Genomic DNA, 17904 nt, shown 5'->3' with positions numbered 1-17904 from the left:
CCGGCCGCTACCCCACCAGCACGGCGTAGCGCGGTTTGATCACCTCGTCGATGATCGCCAGCCGCTGATCGAACGGGATGAACGCGGACTTCATCGCATTGATGGTGAACCGCTGGAGTTCAATCCAGCCGTAGCCGAATGTGTCGACCAGAACCGACATTTCACGAGTCATCGTCGTATCGCTCATCAGCCGGTTGTCGGTGTTGACGGTCACCCGGAATCGCGCCCGGGCCAACAGGTCGAACGGGTGCTCGGCGATGCTGTCCACCGCCCCGGTCTGCACGTTGGAACTCGGACACAGCTCGAGCGGAATCCGCTTGTCCCGCAGAATCGACGCTAGCCGACCGAGGTGTACCGCGCCATCCCCGGCAACCTCGATATCGTCGGTGATACGCACCCCGTGGCCCAGCCGATCGGCGCCGCAGAACGAGATCGCCTCCTGAATGGACGGCAGTCCGAACGCCTCACCGGCATGAATTGTGAAGCGGGCATTGTTGTTTCGCATGTACTCGAACGCATCCAGATGCCGGGTCGGCGGGTAACCGGCCTCCGCGCCGGCGATGTCGAAACCGACCACGCCCTTGTCGCGGAACCGGATCGCCAGCTCGGCGATCTCGCGGGACACCGCGGCGTGGCGCATAGCGGTGACCAGGCAGCGCACCACGATGGGACGCCCTGCCGCGGCGGCCGCCTTCTCCCCGTCGACGAAACCTGCGAGCACCGCGTCGGTGACGGCGTCGAACGACAGTCCGCGGTTGATGTGCAGCTCGGGGGCGAACCGCACTTCGGCGTAGACCACCGAGTCGGCGGCCAGGTCTTCCACACATTCGTAGGCGACCCGGTGCAACGCCTCGGGCGTCTGCATCACCGCGACGGTGTGCGAGAACGGTTCGAGGTAACGCTCGAGCGATCCGCTGTGCGAGGCGGTGCGAAACCACCGGGCAAGTTCGTCGACGTCGGTGGCCGGCAGGCCGTCGTAGCCGGTCTGGCCCGCGATGTCGATCACGGTCGCCGGGCGCAGGCCGCCGTCGAGGTGGTCGTGCAGTAACGCCTTGGGTGCCCGCTTGATCGTCTCCGGGCTCGGTGGCGTCGTCATCGGGTGATCCGATCGATGATCAGTGGCCGCCGGACCGGCGGCGCATCGGTGACGGTGAAACCCGAATCCAGCTCGGCCATCGCCGGCTGGAAACGTTCCGGAGTATCGGTGTACAGCGTGAACAGCGGCTCACCAGCTGCCACCGGACATCCGGAACGTCGGTGGATCCGGATCCCGGCCCCGGGCTGGACTTGTTCGCCCGGACGGGATCTGCCCGCTCCGAGCCGCCACACCGCCAACCCCACCGCCATTGCGTCGATATCGCCCATTGTGCCGCTTCGGGCGGCGGTGACGGTGTCGGAGTACTTACCAACCGGCAACGGTACGGACAAGTCCCCGCCCTGCGCGGCGATCAGTGCGCGGAACCGGTCCATCGCGGTCCCGTCGCGCAATGTCTGCTCCGGATCCCGCCGGTCGATACCGGCGATCTCGATCATCTCGCGAGCCAGTCGCACGGTCAGCTCCACCACATCGGGCGGGCCACCGCCGGCCAATACCTCCAGCGCTTCGGCGACTTCGACGGCGTTGCCGACGGCCGCGCCCAGTGGACGATTCATGTCGGTCAACACCGCACAGGTCGGCAGCCCATGCTCGGCGCCGAGTGCGACCATGGTTTCGGCCAACTCGCGACACAGCGATTCCGAACGCAGCAGCGCGCCGGAGCCCACCTTGACGTCGAGCACCAGCGCACCGGCCCCCTCGGCGATCTTCTTGCACATCACCGAACTCGCGATCAGCGGCAGCGATTCGACGGTGGCGGTGATATCGCGCAGCGCATAGAGTTTCGCGTCGGCCGGGGCCAGCTGCCCGGCCGCGAAGATGGCCGCGCCGACATCGCAAAGCTGTTGACGCACTTGCTGGCTGGTTAGCTGCCCGGTGAAGCCGGCGATCGACTCCAGCTTGTCCAAGGTGCCGCCGGTGTGCCCGAGTCCGCGGCCGGAGGTCTGTGGCACGGCGCCACCGCACGCGGCGATCACCGACACCAGCGGCAGCGTGATCTTGTCGCCCACCCCGCCGGTGGAATGTTTGTCGACGGTCCGCAGCGGGCTGCCGCCACGCCGCAGGTCGGTGAAATCCATCCGCTCCCCCGAGGCCACCATGGCCGTCGTCCAGCGTGCGGTCTCGCGGTAGTCCATGCCACGCAGGAACACCGCCATCAGCAGCGCCGACATCTGCTCGTCGGCCACCCGCCCGTCGGTGTAGGCGTCGATGATCCAGTCGATCGCGGTGTCCGACAGCCGACCCCCGTCGCGTTTTGCTCTGATCAGCGTCGGTGCATCGTGGCGGTTCATCCGCGGCCCCGGTGGTAAGTCGCGAGGTCATCCGGACCGAACGCGTCGGGCAGCAAGTCGCCGAGCCGCCGGGGCCCGTCGGGGTGATCGATGAGCAAATCCGGTCCCCCGTGCTCCAACAACACCTGACGGCAGCGGCCGCACGGCATCAACAGTGCGCCGGCGCCGTCCACGCAGACGAGTGCGACCAGCCTGCCGCCACCGGTCGAATGCAAAGCGCACACCACGGCGCACTCAGCGCAGAGACCCAGGCCATATGAGACATTCTCCACATTGCAGCCGGTGATCATCCGACCGCTGTCGACCAGCGCGGCGGCGCCTACCGGAAACTTCGAATATGGCGCATAAGCACCGTCTGCTGCTTGGATTGCTTTGTCCCGCAGCTGTTTCCAGTCAACCGCGGCGGGCACGGCCCCGATACCCCGTGTGATCGCAATGCATCCGACTACCCCGTTCAGTCCCATTCAGTGTTGGCTAATTCACAAGGCCAGCCTAGGTTCTGCGCGGACGAAAGCGGCGCCGGACACGAAGCGGCTGATTTGACCGTAAGAATGGGACTAAATTAAGTAGCCCACTGCAGTGACAGAAGTGGAGACGCTGATGACGACGACGACATCTGCGAATCCGGCCAGGCCGGACGGATCATCGCGCACACGGCGTCTGCGCCGCACCCTCTATCGGGGTGATCCGGGGATGTGGTCATGGGTGCTGCACCGCATCACGGGTGCGACCGTCTTTTTCTTCCTGTTCATCCACGTGCTGGACACCGCGCTGGTCCGGATCAGCCCGCAGGCCTACGACGAAGTGATCTCGACCTACAAGACACCGATCGTGGGCTTGATGGAGCTCGGGCTGGTGGCCGCGGTGCTCTACCACGCGCTCAACGGCATCCGGGTCATCTTGATCGACTTCTGGGCACAGGGCCCGCGCTATCAACGGCTGATGTTGTGGACGATCGGCGTGATGTGGCTGCTGGTGATCGTCCCGGCCGCCGTCGTCATCGCCGTCCACATGATCGGGCACTTGCGATGAGTTCCCCCGATCTTCAGCTCGGCCGCGGGAAGCTCGCGCCGATCCGGCAGCGCAGCCACGACCGCCCGGCCAGCCTGGACAACCCGCGCGCCCCACGCCGACGCGCCGGCATGCCGAACTTCGAGAAATACGCCTGGCTGTTCATGCGGTTCTCCGGCATCGTGCTGGTGTTCTTGGCGCTGGGGCATCTATTCGTGATGCTGATGTGGCAAGACGGCGTTTATCGGATCGACTTCAACTACGTTGCGCAGCGCTGGCATTCGCCGTTCTGGCAGACCTGGGACCTGCTGCTGCTCTGGCTCGCGCAGCTGCATGGCGGCAACGGCCTTCGCACTATCATCGACGACTACAGCCGCAAGGATTCCACTCGCTTCTGGCTGAACACCCTGCTGGCATTGTCGATGGTGTTCACGTTGGTGCTGGGAACCTATGTGCTGTTGACGTTCGACCCGAACATCGGAGGCTGACCGGTGATCAGCGAACACCGTTACGACGTGGTGATCGTCGGCGCCGGCGGTGCCGGCATGCGGGCGGCCGTGGAGGCCGGACCTCGGGTGCGCACAGCGGTTTTGACGAAGCTCTACCCGACCCGCAGCCACACCGGTGCGGCCCAGGGTGGCATGTGCGCGGCGCTGGCCAACGTCGAAGACGACAACTGGGAATGGCACACCTTCGACACCGTCAAGGGCGGCGACTATCTCGCCGACCAGGACGCGGTGGAGGTCATGTGCAAGGAAGCCATCGACGCGGTGCTCGACCTGGAGAAGATGGGGATGCCGTTCAATCGGACTCCTGAAGGCCGCATCGACCAACGCCGCTTCGGCGGGCACACCCGCGACCACGGCAAGGCCCCGGTGCGCAGATCCTGTTACGCCGCCGACCGCACCGGCCACATGATTCTGCAGACGCTGTACCAGAACTGCGTCAAGCACGACGTGGAGTTCTTCAACGAGTTCTACGCGCTTGACCTCGCGCTCACCCAGACCCCCAGCGGCCCCGTCGCCACCGGCGTGATCGCTTACGAACTGGCCACCGGAGAGATTCACATCTTCCACGCCAAGGCCGTCGTGATCGCCACTGGCGGCTCGGGCCGGATGTACAAGACCACGTCCAACGCGCACACCTTGACCGGCGACGGCATCGGCATCGTGTTCCGAAAGGGACTTCCCTTGGAGGACATGGAATTTCATCAATTTCATCCGACCGGCTTGGCCGGTCTCGGCATCTTGATCTCCGAGGCGGTACGCGGCGAAGGCGGCCGGCTGCTCAACGGCGAGGGCGAGCGCTTCATGGAGCGCTACGCGCCGACGATCGTGGACCTGGCACCCCGCGACATCGTCGCCCGCTCGATGGTGCGCGAAGTGCTGGAGGGCCGCGGCGCCGGCCCGCACAGGGACTACGTCTACATCGACGTCCGCCATCTTGGTGCGGATGTGCTGGCCGCCAAACTGCCGGACATCACCGAATTCGCCCGCACGTATCTCGGGGTGGACCCGGTCACCGAGCTGGTTCCGGTCTACCCGACATGTCACTATGTGATGGGCGGTATCCCCACGACCATCACCGGTCAGGTGTTGCGGGACAACACCGACACCGTGCCGGGTCTGTACGCCGCCGGCGAATGCGCATGCGTATCGGTGCACGGCGCCAACCGGCTGGGCACCAATTCGCTGTTGGATATCAACGTTTTTGGTCGTCGCGCCGGAATCGCCGCGGCCCATTTCGCGAAAGGCCACGACTTCGTCGACATGCCGCCGAACCCGGCGTCGATGGTGGTCGGCTGGGTCGCCGACATCCTGTCCGAGCACGGCAACGAGCGGGTCGCCGACATCCGCGGCGCGTTGCAGCAGACGATGGACAACAACGCCGCAGTGTTCCGCACCGAGGAGACGCTCAAGCAGGCTCTTACCGACATTCATGCGCTCAAAGAGCGGTATTCCCGAATTTCGGTGCACGACAAGGGCAAGCGCTTCAACAGCGACTTGCTGGAAGCAATCGAGCTCGGCTTCCTGCTGGAGCTGGCCGAAGTCACCGTCGTCGGTGCGTTGAACCGCAAGGAAACTCGCGGCGGCCACGCCCGGGAGGACTACCCCAACCGCGACGACACCAACTACATGCGCCACACCATGGCCTACAAACAGGGCAGCGATCTGCTCAGTGACATCCGGCTGGACTTCAAACCGGTGGTGCAGACCCGTTACGAACCCAAGGAACGGAAGTACTGATGAGCTCGGATGTCTCGGACGTCCCGACCGTGCCGGCCGGAGACCCGCCACTGCCACCGATAGCCGAGGGCTCGGTGATGGTGACCCTGCGGATCTCCCGGTTCAACCCGGAAAACCCGGACCAGTACGCGGATTCCGGCGGGTGGCAGAGCTTCCGGGTGCCCTGCCTGCCAACCGACCGGCTGCTCAACCTGCTGATCTACGTCAAGAGCTACCTGGACGGCACCCTGACCTTCCGGCGGTCCTGCGCGCACGGCGTGTGCGGCTCCGACGCGGTGCGGATCAACGGCAAGAACCGGCTGGCATGCAAGGTACTGATGCGCGACCTGCTGCCGAGCAAGCCCAAAAAAGGGCTGACCGTCACGATCGAGCCGATCCGCGGACTGCCGGTGGAAAAAGATCTGATCGTCGACATGGAACCGTTCTTCGACGCCTACCGCGCGGTCAAGCCCTACCTGATCACCGGCGGCAATCCCCCGACGCGGGAACGGATTCAGAGCCAGACCGACCGCGCCCGCTACGACGACACCACCAAATGCATCCTGTGCGCGGCGTGCACCACCAGCTGTCCGGTGTTCTGGACCGAGGGCAGCTACTTCGGCCCCGCGGCCATTGTCAACGCGCACCGCTTCATCTTCGACAGCCGCGACGAGGCCGCCGCCGAGCGACTCGACATCCTCAACGAGGTCGACGGGGTGTGGCGCTGCCGCACCACGTTCAACTGCACCGAGTCCTGCCCGCGCGGCATCGAGGTGACCAAGGCGATCCAAGAGGTCAAGCGCGCGTTGATGTTCACCCGCTGAGTTTCCTCGGCGAGCAGTCGCAGAATCGCACTGTGCGGGCCCTGAGCGTGCGACTCTGCGTCTGCTCACGGGGCTGTGTCACACATTCGCGGGTCGTCTCGTCTGATGGATATGACACCGAAAACCCGCATCGAACCCTTACCTCCGAAACGGGCCAACTGGCTGATCCGCGTCATGTACCGGTACGCCAAAGGGCGTTTCGGCGAAGTTCCCGAGCCGTTCGCGGTGACAGCTCACCATCCGCGCCTGCTGGTCGCCAACGCCGTGCACGAGACGATGTTGCGGTCGGCGTCACGCAAGCTGCCTGCCAACGTGCGTGAGCTGGCAGTGTTGTGGACCGCGCGCACGGTGGGCTGCTCCTGGTGTGTTGACTTCGGATCCATGCTGCAGCGTCTCGACGGCCTGGACGTAGAGCGGCTCCAGGACATCGACAACTACGCCACGTCACCGCGATTCACCGACGATGAACGAGCCGCCATCGCCTACGCCGATGCGATGACCACCGATCCGCACACCGTCACCGACGAGCAGGTCGGCGATTTGCGTCGACGCTTCGGTGACAACGGCGTGATCGAGCTGACCTATCAGATCGGGGTGGAGAACATGCGCGCCCGCATGAATTCCGCGTTGGGCATCACCGAGCAGGGTTTCAATTCCGGTGACGCATGCCGGGTTCCGTGGCTCGACGAGACCGCAACGGAGAGCCGGTGAATTTATCGGGATTGGCGATATCCCATAGCGCGCAGACCTTTCCGTCTCGCACTGTCACGGCCGTGATCCGCGGCAGCATCTCACGGTACCCGTCGGTGGCGGGACAGCCGGCCGTGTAAACACCGAGTTCGCCATTGACCAATGCCAGCGCAGACTCCGAAAACATCGACGGGCCGTAGCGTTGCGCAAGACCGAACATGAACCGGACCACCTTGTCCGCCCCATGGATCACCTGAACCGCCGTGGGCGCCTTGCCATTCGAATCGCCGGCGAAGCTCACGTCGGGATGCAGCAGCGCTACCACGGCTTCCAGGTCGCCGACGGCCATCGCGGCCATCAGCCGGCCGACCACCTCGTTGTGCGAGGGGTCAGGTTCGGGCGGCGGCGACGCAGTGACGGCCTTGCGGGCCCGCGACGCGAGCTGGCGGGCGGCGCTCTCGGTTGTCCCCAACACGTCGGCCACGTCGGCGAACGGCACCGCGAACCCGTCGTGCAGAACGAACGCGACCCGCTGATCGGGAGACAGGCGCTCGAGCACCACCATCGCCGCAAACCGGGCGTCCTCATGGGCCACCACCACCGACAGCGGGTCGTCACCGGCCAAACCGGTCACCACCGGTTCCGGTAGCCATTGGCCCACATAGCTTTCCCGCCGGTGGGCCGCCGAACGCAGCCGGTCCAGACCCAGCCGGCTCACAACCGTCGTCAACCATGCCCGCAAATCACCGATCTGGTGGCGGTTCTCGGCGGCATCCCAGCGCAGCCAGGCGTCCTGCACGATGTCCTCGGCATCGGCCACTGTTCCGGTCAATCGATACGCCACCGCCACCAGATGTGGCCGCAACGCCTCGAATTCGCTGACCTGATTGCCCGGCTCCTCCTCAGAACGCTGCGCGTTCCGCATCGTCACCGGGCGGCCTGCTCCGCGGAGGTCATGACCCGAGCGTAACCTTCACCAACACGATGCTCGACAACCTCTGGCTGCACTTCGCCCGGCACGGCCCGGGCATCACGCCGCCGATCATCACCCGCGGCGAAGGGGTGACGATCTTCGACGACCGCGGCAAAAGCTACCTCGACGGGCTGTCGGGTCTGTTCACAGTGCAGGTCGGCCACGGCCGCGCCGAACTCGCCCAAGCCGCGGCCCGGCAAGCCGAGACGCTGGCGTTCTTCCCGCTGTGGGGATACGCGACGCCGACCGCGATCGAGCTCTCCGAGCGGCTCGCGCGCTACGCTCCGGGCGACCTGAACCGGGTGTTCTTCACCAGCGGCGGCACCGAGGCGGTCGAGACCGCGTGGAAGGCGGCCAAGCAGTACTTCAAGCTCACCGGCAAAGCCGGTAAGCACAAAGTCATCTCGCGGGCGGTCGCCTACCACGGCACCACCCAGGGAGCGCTGGCGATCACCGGCCTGCCGAAGTACAAAGCTCCGTTCGAGCCGGTCACTCCTGGCGGCTTTCGGGTGCCGAACACCAACTTCTACCGTGCGCCCGAACCGTTCCAGCACGACGTCAAGGCCTTCGGGCGGTGGGCCGCCGATCGGATCGCCGAGGCCATCGAGTTCGAGGGACCCGACACCGTCGCCGCGGTCTTCCTGGAGCCGGTGCAGAACGCGGGCGGCTCGATCCCGCCGCCGCCGGGGTATTTCGAACGGGTCCGGGAGATCTGCAACGACTACGACGTGCTGCTGGTCTCCGACGAAGTGATCTGCGCGTTCGGCCGCATCGGGTCGATGTTCGCCTGTGATGATTTCGGCTACCTGCCCGACATGATCACCTGCGCCAAGGGGTTGACGTCGGGGTATTCGCCGCTGGGCGCGATGATCGCCAGCGAGAAGGTGTTCGAGCCGTTCAACGACGGCGACACGATGTTCCCGCACGGCTACACCTTCGGCGGGCACCCGGTGTCGGCGGCGGTCGCGTTGGCCAATCTCGACATCTTCGAGCGCGAGGGCCTCAACGACCGCGTCAAACAGCAGTCCCCCGCGCTGCGCGCCGCCCTGGAGCGGCTATACGACCTGCCGATCGTCGGGGATGTCCGCGGCGAGGGCTACTTCTACTCCATCGAACTGGTCAAAGACCAGGAGACCAAGCAGACCTTCGACGGCGACGAGAAGCGCTCGCTGTTGAGCCGAGTGTCGGCGGGCCTTTTCGAAGCCGGGTTGTACTGCCGCACCGACGACCGCGGCGACCCTGCGATCGTCATCGCACCCCCGCTGATCAGCGGGCCTGTCGAGTTCGAGACCATCGAAGCCATCCTGCGGGATGTGCTTACGGCGACCCGCGCGCGACTCTAAAGTTTGGGCATGGGGCGCAAACCAGGTATTGACCCGGTCCGGTGGCAACCGCCCCCGGTCGAGCCGTTGCCCGACATGCCGGACGCGGACATTACGGTCGTCCCGCTCCCAGGAAATGGGCCCGAGGACGTCGTCGCCGACTCGGCCGGCCAATTGTGGACGGGACTCGAGGACGGGCGCATCGTGCGAATCCCGGCCGGTGGCGGCGTGCCCGCGGTCATCGCCAACACTGGCGGGCGTCCACTCGGTCTGCACATCGCTGGTGATGGCCGAGTCTTGATCTGCGACAGCTATCGTGGATTGCTCGCCCTCGACTCGGTCAGCGGCAAGCTGGATGTGCTTGTCGAATCAATCGCGGGCAGACGACTCAAATTCTGCTCGAACGTCACCGAAACACGGGATCGCACAATATATTTCACCGAATCAACGCCCGACTTTAATTTCGAGCACTTCACCGCACCTATCGTGGAGGCGCGCGGCCGCGGCTGCCTATACCGGCTCGACAGGGATGGCAACGTCGCCACGCTGGTCGACGGGCTGTACTTCGCCAACGGGTTGACCGAGACGGCGGACGGGTCGGCGTTGGTATTCGCCGAGACCCAGGCGCGCCGCCTGTCGAAGTACTGGCTGACTGGGCCGCAGGCCGGATCGGTGACACCGCTGGCGGTGAACCTGCCAGGAATGCCCGACAATGTGTCCACCGGTGCCGACGGCCGAATCTGGACCGCGATGGTGAGCGAAGCGAACGCGGTGCTGGAATGGATGCTGCCGCGGGCCCCGATCATCCGTAAATTGGCGTGGCGCTTGCCCGATCGGCTGCAGCTCCAGATCAAGCCGGAAGTCTGGGCAGTCGCGTTCGACCCGGACAGCGGTGCGGCCGTCGCCGGCCTGCGCACCAAGCATCCGGACTTCGGCGCCGTCACCGGCGTGGTCGAGGCGGCCGGCAAGCTGTGGATGGGCACGATTAGCTTCCCGGCCGTCGCGCACGTGGACCTGGCAGCCACCGAGCTGTAGATGCCCAGCCTGCGACGATGCAGAGCGCAGCGATGAGGAGGAGCGGCTAGATGCCCAAGCCGAGCATCGACCCGATCCGGTGGCAGCCACCGCCGTCGCGGCCGTTGCCCGCGCCCGACCTCACGGCGGCACCGCACGTGGTCGCGGTGCCCGGCACTGCACCCGAGGACGTCGTCGCCGACGGCGAGGGCAACATCTGGACCGGCGTCGAGGATGGCCGCATCGTCCGGATCAGCCCCGACGCCCGCTCGGTGCAGGTGGTCGCCGACACCGGCGGGCGACCTTTGGGGCTGGCGATGGCCCGCGACGGCCGCCTGCTGATCTGCGACAGCCACCGCGGCCTGCTGCGATACGACCCGTCCACCGGGACGATCGAGGCGTTGGTCCCCGAAGTGGCCGGCCGGGCGCTGACCTTCTGCTCAAATGCCGTCGAATCAACAGATGGCACAATCTATTTCACTGAATCAACGAGCCGGTTCTACTACGAGTACTACAAGGGCTCGGTCATCGAGGGGCGCCCGAGCGGCTCGCTGTTTCGGCGTGCTCCCGACGGCACGGTCAGCCAGCTTGCCCGCGGTCTTCAGTTCGCCAACGGCGTGACGCTGACCGCCGACGAGTCCGCGGTGGTGTTCGCCGAGAGCGCGGGGTGCCGGCTGTCGAAGTATTGGCTGACCGGAGAACGGGCCGGCACGATCACCGCGCTGGTCACCGCTTTGCCGGGCTATCCCGACAACATCTCGACCGGTCTGGACGGCCGGATCTGGGTGGCGCTGGTCTCCGACCGCAACCGGCTCAACGAATGGCTGGGCCCGCGTGCGCCGATCATCCGCAGCCTGATGTGGCGGGTGCTGCCCTACCGCTGGCTGCCCGATCCGAAGCCGACGGTGTGGGTGGCTGCCTTCGACCCCGACGACGGACATCTGGTGACCCAGCTCCGGACCCAGCACGCCGACTTCGGCCTGGCCACCGGTGTAGTGGAGACGCCCGGACGGCTATGGCTCGGCCGCATCGGCGGCACCGGCGTCTGTTATCTAGATTTGCAACTTCCGTAACACCAGTCACAGCGCGGCTCCCGGGAATCGGGCCGTCGATCGCCTAATCTGCACAAACGATGGGACTCTTCAGAACTGCGTCATGCCTGGCAGCGGCGGGTTTCCTGCTGACGGCGCCCGCGCTGCTCGGCATGCCCGCGGCGCTCGCCGAGCCCGCCGTCGTACACGACCTGTGCCCGTACAAAGTGGCGACTCCGCCTGCGGTGGACTCGTCGGAAGTCCCGCAGGCCGGCGACCCACCGTTGCCGCTGCCGTTACCGCCGTCACCGATCGGCGGCAACTCGCTCGGCGGGTGCGGCGTCGTCACCGCCGTCAACACGCCCCCAGTGCCCGGCGACATCTCAGCCGAGGCCTGGGTGATCGCCGACCTGGACAGCGGTGCCGTGATCGCCGCGCGTGACCCGCACGGTCGTCACCGCCCGGCCAGTGTCATCAAGGTGCTCGTGGCGATGGCGTCGCTGCGTGAACTCAACCTCAACAAGACCGTCGACGGCACGCCGGAGGATGCCGCCGCGGAGGGCACCCGGGTCGGCGTCGCCCCGGGCGGCACCTACACCGTCAACCAGCTGCTGCACGGGTTGCTGATGCACTCCGGCAACGACGCGGCGCACTCGCTGGCCATGCAATTGGGCGGCATGCCGACGGCGTTGGAGAAGATCAACATGCTGGCGGCCAAACTCGGCGGACGCGACACCCGCGCCGTGACACCCTCGGGCCTGGACGGACCCGGGATGAGCACATCGGCGTACGACATCGGGTTGTTCTACCGATTCGCTTGGCAGAACGGGACTTTCGCCGACATCGTGCACACCGAGAAGTTCGATTTCCCCGGTCACGCCGAGCATCCCAACTACGAGCTGGAAAACGACAACCAACTGCTCTACCACTACCCGGGTGCGCTCGGCGGCAAGACCGGCTACACCGACGATGCGGGTCAGACGTTCGTCGGCGCCGCAAACCGGGACGGGCGCCGGCTGATGGCGGTGTTGCTGCACGGCACCCGTCAGCCGATCGCGCCATGGCAGCAAGCGGCTCATTTACTGGATTATGGTTTCGCGACCGCGTCGGGAACCCGGGTCGGCACGCTGATCGAACCCGACCCGTCGTTGACGACGCCCGGCCCCGCCGCCGCCGGCGACACCGCCGCTGGACCCGCCGCGGACGCCGCCGCGCTGATACCCGCCGGGGACGCGCTGCCGGTTAGGGTCGGTGTGGCGGTGATCGGTACGGTCGTCGTGTTCGGCTTGATTTTGGTGGCCCGCTCGACGAACCGACGGCCGCAGCACTAGGCAGCGACCACGGACCGGGCGGCTACCCCGGAGGGGAGATCGTGAGCCGCATCGCCGAGTCACTGCGAACGCGACGACGGTTGCTGATAGCCGTCGCTGCAGCGAGCCTGGGTATCGTCTGCGGCTACGACTTGTCCAACATCGCGGGCGCATTGCTGTTCATCAGCAACGAATTCAATCTGACCATCCGCAAGCAGGAACTGCTCACGACGACCGTGGTCATCGGGCAGATTTGCGGAGCGCTCGGCGGCGGCGTGCTGGCCAACGCGATCGGACGCAGACGATCGATGATGCTGGTGGCCGGCGGCTATGCGGTGTTCTCACTGCTGGGCGCCGCTGCGGCGTCGATGCCGTGGCTGATGGCGGCACGAATGTTGCTCGGCATGACCATTGGGCTGTCCGCCGTGGTGACTCCGGTGTTCATTGCCGAATCGGCGCCGGCGCGACTGCGGGGTTCGCTGTTGGTCACTTACCAGGTGGCCACGATTCTCGGGATCATCGCCGGCTACCTTGCGGCATTTGCGCTGGCGGATTCCGGTAGCTGGCGGTGGATGCTCGGGCTGGCCGCTGTCCCGGCGCTGCTGGTCCTTCCGCTGCTGGCGACCATGCCCGATACCGCCCGGTGGTACCTGTTCAAAAACCGGATCGACGACGCCCGTCAAGCGCTGGCTCGGGTCGAACCGAACCGCGATGTCGAGCAGGAACTCGCCGAGATCGCCGAAGCGATGCGCGAAGAACGGGGCGGCTCGTTCCTCGAGATGCTGCGCTTGCCCTACCTGCGCGCCACCGCGTTCGTCGTCGGCCTCGGCTTCTTCGCCGAGCTGAGCGGCATCAACGGGATCATCTACTACAGCCCGCTGCTGTTCCAAGCCATGGGATTCGAGGGCAATTTCTCATTGCTCGTGCTGCCCGCGCTGGTGCAGCTGGCTTCGCTGACCGCTGTGCTGGCCTCGTTGGTTCTCGTCGATCGGGTCGGACGCCGGCCTCTCCTGCTGTCCGGCATCACCGCGATGATCCTTGGCGACCTGGTGCTGATCGCCGTGTTCGCGGCGAAATCGAGCGCCGTGTCGGGTTTCGGGTACGCCGGCCTGCTGTTGTTCACCATGGGCTTCACCTTCGGTTTCGGGGCGCTGGTCTGGGTCTACGCCGGGGAGAGCTTCCCGGCGCACCTGCGGTCGCTGGGCTCCAGCGCGATGCTCACCGCCAACCTGACAGCCAACGCGCTGATCGAATCCGTCTTTCTGACGATGCTCAACACGCTGGGCGGCGCCGGAATGTTCAGCGTCTTCGCCCTGTTGGCGACGGCGGGATTCTTCCTCGTGTACCGGTTCGCCCCGGAAACGAAAGGCCGACAGCTCGAAGACATCCGCCACTTCTGGGAAAGCAACGGCCGCTGGCCTGACGAAACTCCCAGTGCGGCAACGGGTGTCACGGCATGTCGCTGATCGCCGCGGACACCGTCGTACTCGAGCACGGCGTCTGCCGCCCGGGCTGGGTACAAATCTCGGGCGCCCAGATCCTGGGCTGCGGTCCGGGCCCGCCGCCGCACCCCCCGGACTTCGACTTTCCCGACGCGGTGGTTGTGCCCGGCTTCGTCGACATCCACGTCCACGGCGGCGGCGGCGCGACGTACACCAAGGGCGACGGCTCAGAGACCCTGCGCGCGGCGAGGTTTCATCGGGCGCACGGCACCACGACGACACTGGCCAGCCTGGTCACGGCGTCATCGGCCGATCTGCTTGCGGCCGTGTGTGCGCTCGGCGAGTCGGCACGCGAAGGGGTGATCGCCGGTATCCACCTGGAGGGGCCGTGGCTCAGCGCGGTGCACTGCGGGGCGCACGACCCCACGCAGCTGCGTGACCCGACACCGGCGGAGATCGACACCCTGTTGACCGCGGGCGACGGCGCCATCCGGATGGTCACCCTGGCGCCCGAGCGCCCCGGCAGCCACGATGCGATCACCCGCCTGGTCGATGCCGGAGTGATTGTGGCCCTTGGACATACGGATGCGAGTTACCAGCAGACCCGTCACGCCATCGATCTCGGCGCAACCGTCGGCACCCACTTGTTCAACGCCATGCGACCATTGCATCACCGCGAGCCGGGGCCCGCGCTGGCACTGTTGCAGGATGCCAGGGTCACCGTCGAGCTGATTGCCGACGGGGTTCACCTCCACCCAGCGGTGGTCAACGCCACGATCGAGGCGCTGGGCGCCGACCGGATCGCATTGGTCACCGATGCCACGGCCGCAGCCGGAGTCAGCGACGGCGAATTTCGGCTCGGCACAGTACCGGTCGACGTTGTCGAGGGGGTTGCGCGGGTGCGCGGCACGTCGACCATCGCCGGCAGCACCGCGACAGTGGATCAGCTCTTCGATGCGGTTGCGGGCGTTGGCCCGGACCGCGATGTCGCGCTGGCCGCAGCGGTGCGCATGACGGCGACAACCCCGGCCCGGGCGCTCGGCATCGAGGGCGTCGGTAGCGTGCGCGCCGGTGCAGAGGCCAACCTTGTTGTGCTGGAGCAGGATAACCGGGTCAGTGCCGTCATGGCCCGCGGCAGCTGGTCGACCGACCGATAAGGTTTGCTACCGTCGAACGGGTCAGCAGCTGACACCGGACGAGGCGCACCGTACCCGGCCAGGGACAAGACGGCGCGAGGGAGGTGCGCGATGGCCTGGCTGGTGTTGGTGGCGTCCGGAGTTCTGGAGGCGGTGTGGGCGACCGCGCTGAATCGCTCCGACGGTTTTTCCCGGCTGCTGCCCTCGCTGGTTTTCGCAGTCTCGCTGCTGTTCTCGATGGCCGGGCTGGCATTTGCGATGCGCAGCTTGCCGACCGGGACCAGCTATGCGGTCTGGGTCGGCATCGGGGCGGTGCTCACCGTCGGTTACGCGATGCTGACCGGCGACGAGACGGCATCGCCGATCAAGGTGGTGCTGATCGCCGGTGTGGTCGGCTGCATCGCGGGCCTGAAGCTGGTCAGCTGACGGACCGCTGGTCCTGCTCGGCCCAGCCGGACAGCAACGGATAGGCTACTCCTTGTCACGCCTGGCCAATCGGGAAAGGCCCAGCGCCACAACGGCTCCCACCGCGGCCGCGGCCAGTGCTTGCCGCGTGGTGATGCCGTCGTCCACCTGCACTCTGCCCGGGATCACCGTCGGTTCGTGCGTCGGGACCGCGGGCAGGTCACCCGTCGACGTGTCCTCCGTCGATGTCGCCGCCCACGCGGTGGCGAATAGCAGTAGCCGCGCGGTGACATACGCGAACACCATCAGGCCGAGCACGGGCCCGAATGTGGCACCGGCCGGGCTGTGCAGCACGGACTTCAAGTAAATCGATGCGACCAACTTGAACAGTTCGAAGCCGATCGCCGCGAGCAGCGCAGCCCGAATCGAGCTCGCGAAACCGACTGGTTCCCTTGGCAATCGGGCGATCATCCAGCTGAACACCAACCAGGACAACAGTAGCGACACCAATAACGACACCGCGCGCAGGATCGCGTCCAACAGCGGCGCATTGTGCATACCCAGGTGTGCCAACACCCGGGCCATCGGCGCCGCGGTGGCGAACGCGCTGAGCGCGAGCGTGGCCAGCATCGCCGCGAACGACGACACCATCGCCACTAGATCGGAGAACTTGGTCCGGATGTATCCCCGCGAACCGTTCTGCTGCCGCCACATTTCGCTCAGTGCCACCCGAATATTGCTCATCCAGTTCAGGCCCACCCAGGCCGCCGCCGCCAAACCGATGACACCCACCGACGCGCGCGAGGCGATCGCGGAGTTCATCAGGTCGACGACCTGTTGTCCCAATGCGCCCGGGACCGCGGCCCTGACCTTGTGGTCGATTCCGGTCAGCACATCGGGCCGTCGCGACAGCAGGAATCCGCCGGCGCTGAAGCCGACCATCAGCAATGGAAACAACGCGAAGATCGTGTAGTAGGTCAGCCCGGCCGCGAAGAAGTTGCCCTTGGATTCCTCGAATCGGTCGTTGGCGCGCATCGCGTGGTCGAACCATTCGTACCGCGCCCGCAGTCGATCGAGGATTCCTGCTTTGGCCGGCTCGCTCACGACAACCGGCTAGGGACGTCTCGGGAGAAATCCGAGCCGGTCATAGACCCGGTCGACCGTTTTTGCGGCTACTTCGTCGGCCCGTGCCGCACCGGCGGCCAGTACTTCCTCCAGTTCCGTTGGATCTGTGAGCAATTCGTCGACCCGGGTCTTGATCGGGGTCACGAATTCGACGACAGCCTCGGCGGTGTCCTTTTTCAGGTCGCCGTAACCGCGTCCCGCGTATCCCTGCACCAGGGCTGCGATTTCGACACCGGTGACCGCGGACTGAATGCTCAGCAGATTCGACACACCGGCCTTGGCGTCCGGGTCGAAGCGGATTTCCCGTTCGCTGTCGGTCACCGCAGAGCGAATCTTCTTGGCCGACACCGCTGGAGCGTCGAGCAGGCTGATCAGACCGGCGTCGGTGGCTGCGGACTTACTCATCTTCGACGACGGATCCTGCAAGTCGTAGATCTTCGCGGTGGCCTTGGGGATCATGACCTCGGGAACCACAAACGTGTCCGGGAAACGACCGTTGAACCGTTGCGCGACATCGCGCGCCAACTCCAGATGCTGGCGCTGGTCTTCACCGACGGGCACCAACTCGGCGTCGTAGGCCAACACATCGGCGGCCTGCAGCACGGGATAGGTGAACAAACCCACCGTGGTCGCATCGCTGCCCTGGCGCGTCGACTTGTCCTTGAACTGTGTCATCCGCGAGGCCTGACCGAAGCCGGTGAAGCAGCCCAGCACCCAGGCCAGCTGAGTGTGCGCGGGAACGTGGCTCTGCACGAAGATGGTGCTGCGATGCGGATCGATACCCAGCGCGAGGTACTGCGCGGCGGTCACCAAGGTGCGACGGCGCAACACAGCGGGGTTCTGCGGGATGGTGATGGCGTGCAGGTCGACGACGCAGAAGAACGCGTCGTGGTCCTCTTGCAACTGGGCCCAATGAGTCACCGCACCCAGCGCATTTCCGAGGTGCAGCGAGTCGGAGGTCGGCTGCACGCCGGAGAAAACCCGGCGGGATCCGCCGTTACCCATCGA

Annotated in this window: 17 protein-coding genes, 1 pseudogene and 1 riboswitch; of the genes and pseudogenes, 12 read left to right on the top strand and 6 right to left on the bottom strand. The window is 66.1% G+C overall.

Annotation, left to right across the window (positions count from 1 at the left end; all coding sequences use genetic code 11):
• Window positions 1-7: 7 nt before the first annotated feature.
• From VGG53_RS00205 to VGG53_RS00195, 3 genes are read right to left on the bottom strand one after another with little or no spacing between them, the layout of a single operon-like run.
• On the bottom strand, window positions 8-1096 hold the full coding sequence (locus tag VGG53_RS00205; protein WP_331515917.1) for an adenosine deaminase: 1089 nt from the start codon (window positions 1094-1096) through the stop codon (window positions 8-10).
• Window positions 1093-2388, bottom strand: coding sequence for a thymidine phosphorylase (locus tag VGG53_RS00200; protein WP_331515916.1), 1296 nt, complete (start codon window positions 2386-2388; stop codon window positions 1093-1095). Before VGG53_RS00200 ends, VGG53_RS00205 begins: the two co-directional genes overlap by 4 nt.
• Entirely contained in the window at window positions 2385-2798 is a 414-nt protein-coding gene (locus VGG53_RS00195) for a cytidine deaminase (protein WP_331515915.1), read from the bottom strand. The genes VGG53_RS00200 and VGG53_RS00195 overlap by 4 nt, the downstream gene beginning before the upstream one ends.
• Window positions 2799-2988: 190 nt before the next feature.
• On the opposite strand from VGG53_RS00195, the gene sdhC reads away from it, so the two are divergent.
• From sdhC to VGG53_RS00170, 5 genes and pseudogenes are all read left to right on the top strand, one after another.
• On the top strand, window positions 2989-3420 hold the full coding sequence (gene sdhC, locus VGG53_RS00190) for a succinate dehydrogenase, cytochrome b556 subunit (protein ID WP_331515931.1): 432 nt from the start codon (window positions 2989-2991) through the stop codon (window positions 3418-3420).
• On the top strand, window positions 3417-3887 hold the full coding sequence (locus tag VGG53_RS00185) for a succinate dehydrogenase hydrophobic membrane anchor subunit (RefSeq protein ID WP_331515914.1): 471 nt from the start codon (window positions 3417-3419) through the stop codon (window positions 3885-3887). Before sdhC ends, VGG53_RS00185 begins: the two co-directional genes overlap by 4 nt.
• A 3-nt stretch (window positions 3888-3890) precedes the next feature.
• Window positions 3891-5645 (top strand): succinate dehydrogenase flavoprotein subunit, encoded by a 1755-nt coding sequence (sdhA, locus tag VGG53_RS00180; RefSeq protein WP_331515913.1) that lies wholly within the window; start codon window positions 3891-3893, stop codon window positions 5643-5645.
• Window positions 5645-6448 (top strand): succinate dehydrogenase iron-sulfur subunit, encoded by an 804-nt coding sequence (locus tag VGG53_RS00175; protein ID WP_331515912.1) that lies wholly within the window; start codon window positions 5645-5647, stop codon window positions 6446-6448. Before sdhA ends, VGG53_RS00175 begins: the two co-directional genes overlap by 1 nt.
• A gap of 78 nt (window positions 6449-6526) precedes the next feature.
• Window positions 6527-7159, top strand: a pseudogene (locus tag VGG53_RS00170) (carboxymuconolactone decarboxylase family protein); the annotation flags it as partial.
• Here VGG53_RS00170 and VGG53_RS00165 read toward each other — a convergent pair.
• Window positions 7098-8063 (bottom strand): sigma-70 family RNA polymerase sigma factor, encoded by a 966-nt coding sequence (locus VGG53_RS00165; protein WP_331515930.1) that lies wholly within the window; start codon window positions 8061-8063, stop codon window positions 7098-7100. The pseudogene VGG53_RS00170 and the gene VGG53_RS00165 overlap by 62 nt on opposite strands.
• A 59-nt stretch (window positions 8064-8122) precedes the next feature.
• Here VGG53_RS00165 and VGG53_RS00160 point away from each other — a divergent pair, with 59 nt between their 5' ends.
• The 7 genes from VGG53_RS00160 (at window position 8123) to VGG53_RS00130 (ending at window position 15792) form a co-directional block, all read left to right on the top strand.
• Window positions 8123-9454 (top strand): aspartate aminotransferase family protein, encoded by a 1332-nt coding sequence (locus tag VGG53_RS00160; protein WP_331515911.1) that lies wholly within the window; start codon window positions 8123-8125, stop codon window positions 9452-9454.
• A gap of 9 nt (window positions 9455-9463) precedes the next feature.
• Complete coding sequence (locus VGG53_RS00155) at window positions 9464-10468, top strand: SMP-30/gluconolactonase/LRE family protein (RefSeq protein ID WP_331515910.1); 1005 nt, start codon at window positions 9464-9466, stop codon at window positions 10466-10468.
• Window positions 10469-10518: 50 nt separating this feature from the next.
• Window positions 10519-11520, top strand: coding sequence for an SMP-30/gluconolactonase/LRE family protein (locus VGG53_RS00150; RefSeq protein ID WP_331515909.1), 1002 nt, complete (start codon window positions 10519-10521; stop codon window positions 11518-11520).
• A 59-nt stretch (window positions 11521-11579) separates the two neighbouring features.
• Entirely contained in the window at window positions 11580-12809 is a 1230-nt protein-coding gene (locus tag VGG53_RS00145; protein ID WP_331515908.1) for a D-alanyl-D-alanine carboxypeptidase family protein, read from the top strand.
• A 41-nt stretch (window positions 12810-12850) separates the two neighbouring features.
• The gene (locus VGG53_RS00140; protein WP_331515907.1) at window positions 12851-14254 is read left to right on the top strand and encodes a sugar porter family MFS transporter; all 1404 of its coding nucleotides are present in this window, start codon (window positions 12851-12853) and stop codon (window positions 14252-14254) included.
• Window positions 14245-15387: an N-acetylglucosamine-6-phosphate deacetylase gene (gene nagA / locus VGG53_RS00135; RefSeq protein WP_331515905.1), complete on the top strand. Its 1143-nt coding sequence runs from the start codon at window positions 14245-14247 to the stop codon at window positions 15385-15387. Before VGG53_RS00140 ends, nagA begins: the two co-directional genes overlap by 10 nt.
• Before the next feature lie 15 nt (window positions 15388-15402).
• Window positions 15403-15466: riboswitch (guanidine-III (ykkC-III) riboswitch) on the top strand.
• 11 nt (window positions 15467-15477) lie between these two features.
• On the top strand, window positions 15478-15792 hold the full coding sequence (locus tag VGG53_RS00130) for a multidrug efflux SMR transporter (protein WP_331515903.1): 315 nt from the start codon (window positions 15478-15480) through the stop codon (window positions 15790-15792).
• A 45-nt stretch (window positions 15793-15837) separates the two neighbouring features.
• Here the strand turns inward: VGG53_RS00130 and yhjD are convergent, their stop codons facing one another.
• Together yhjD and trpS are read right to left on the bottom strand one after the other, a co-directional pair.
• A complete protein-coding gene (gene yhjD, locus VGG53_RS00125; RefSeq protein ID WP_331515902.1) occupies window positions 15838-16875 on the bottom strand; it encodes an inner membrane protein YhjD in 1038 nt (345 codons plus the stop codon).
• A gap of 9 nt (window positions 16876-16884) precedes the next feature.
• Window positions 16885-17901: a tryptophan--tRNA ligase gene (gene trpS, locus VGG53_RS00120; RefSeq protein WP_331515901.1), complete on the bottom strand. Its 1017-nt coding sequence runs from the start codon at window positions 17899-17901 to the stop codon at window positions 16885-16887.
• Window positions 17902-17904: the final 3 nt, after the last annotated feature.

Origin of the sequence: Mycobacterium sp., from assembly GCF_036490025.1 — a bacterium.
In the GTDB taxonomy this organism is placed as follows: domain Bacteria; phylum Actinomycetota; class Actinomycetes; order Mycobacteriales; family Mycobacteriaceae; genus Mycobacterium.
This window is presented reverse-complemented; position numbering and strand designations above follow the sequence as displayed.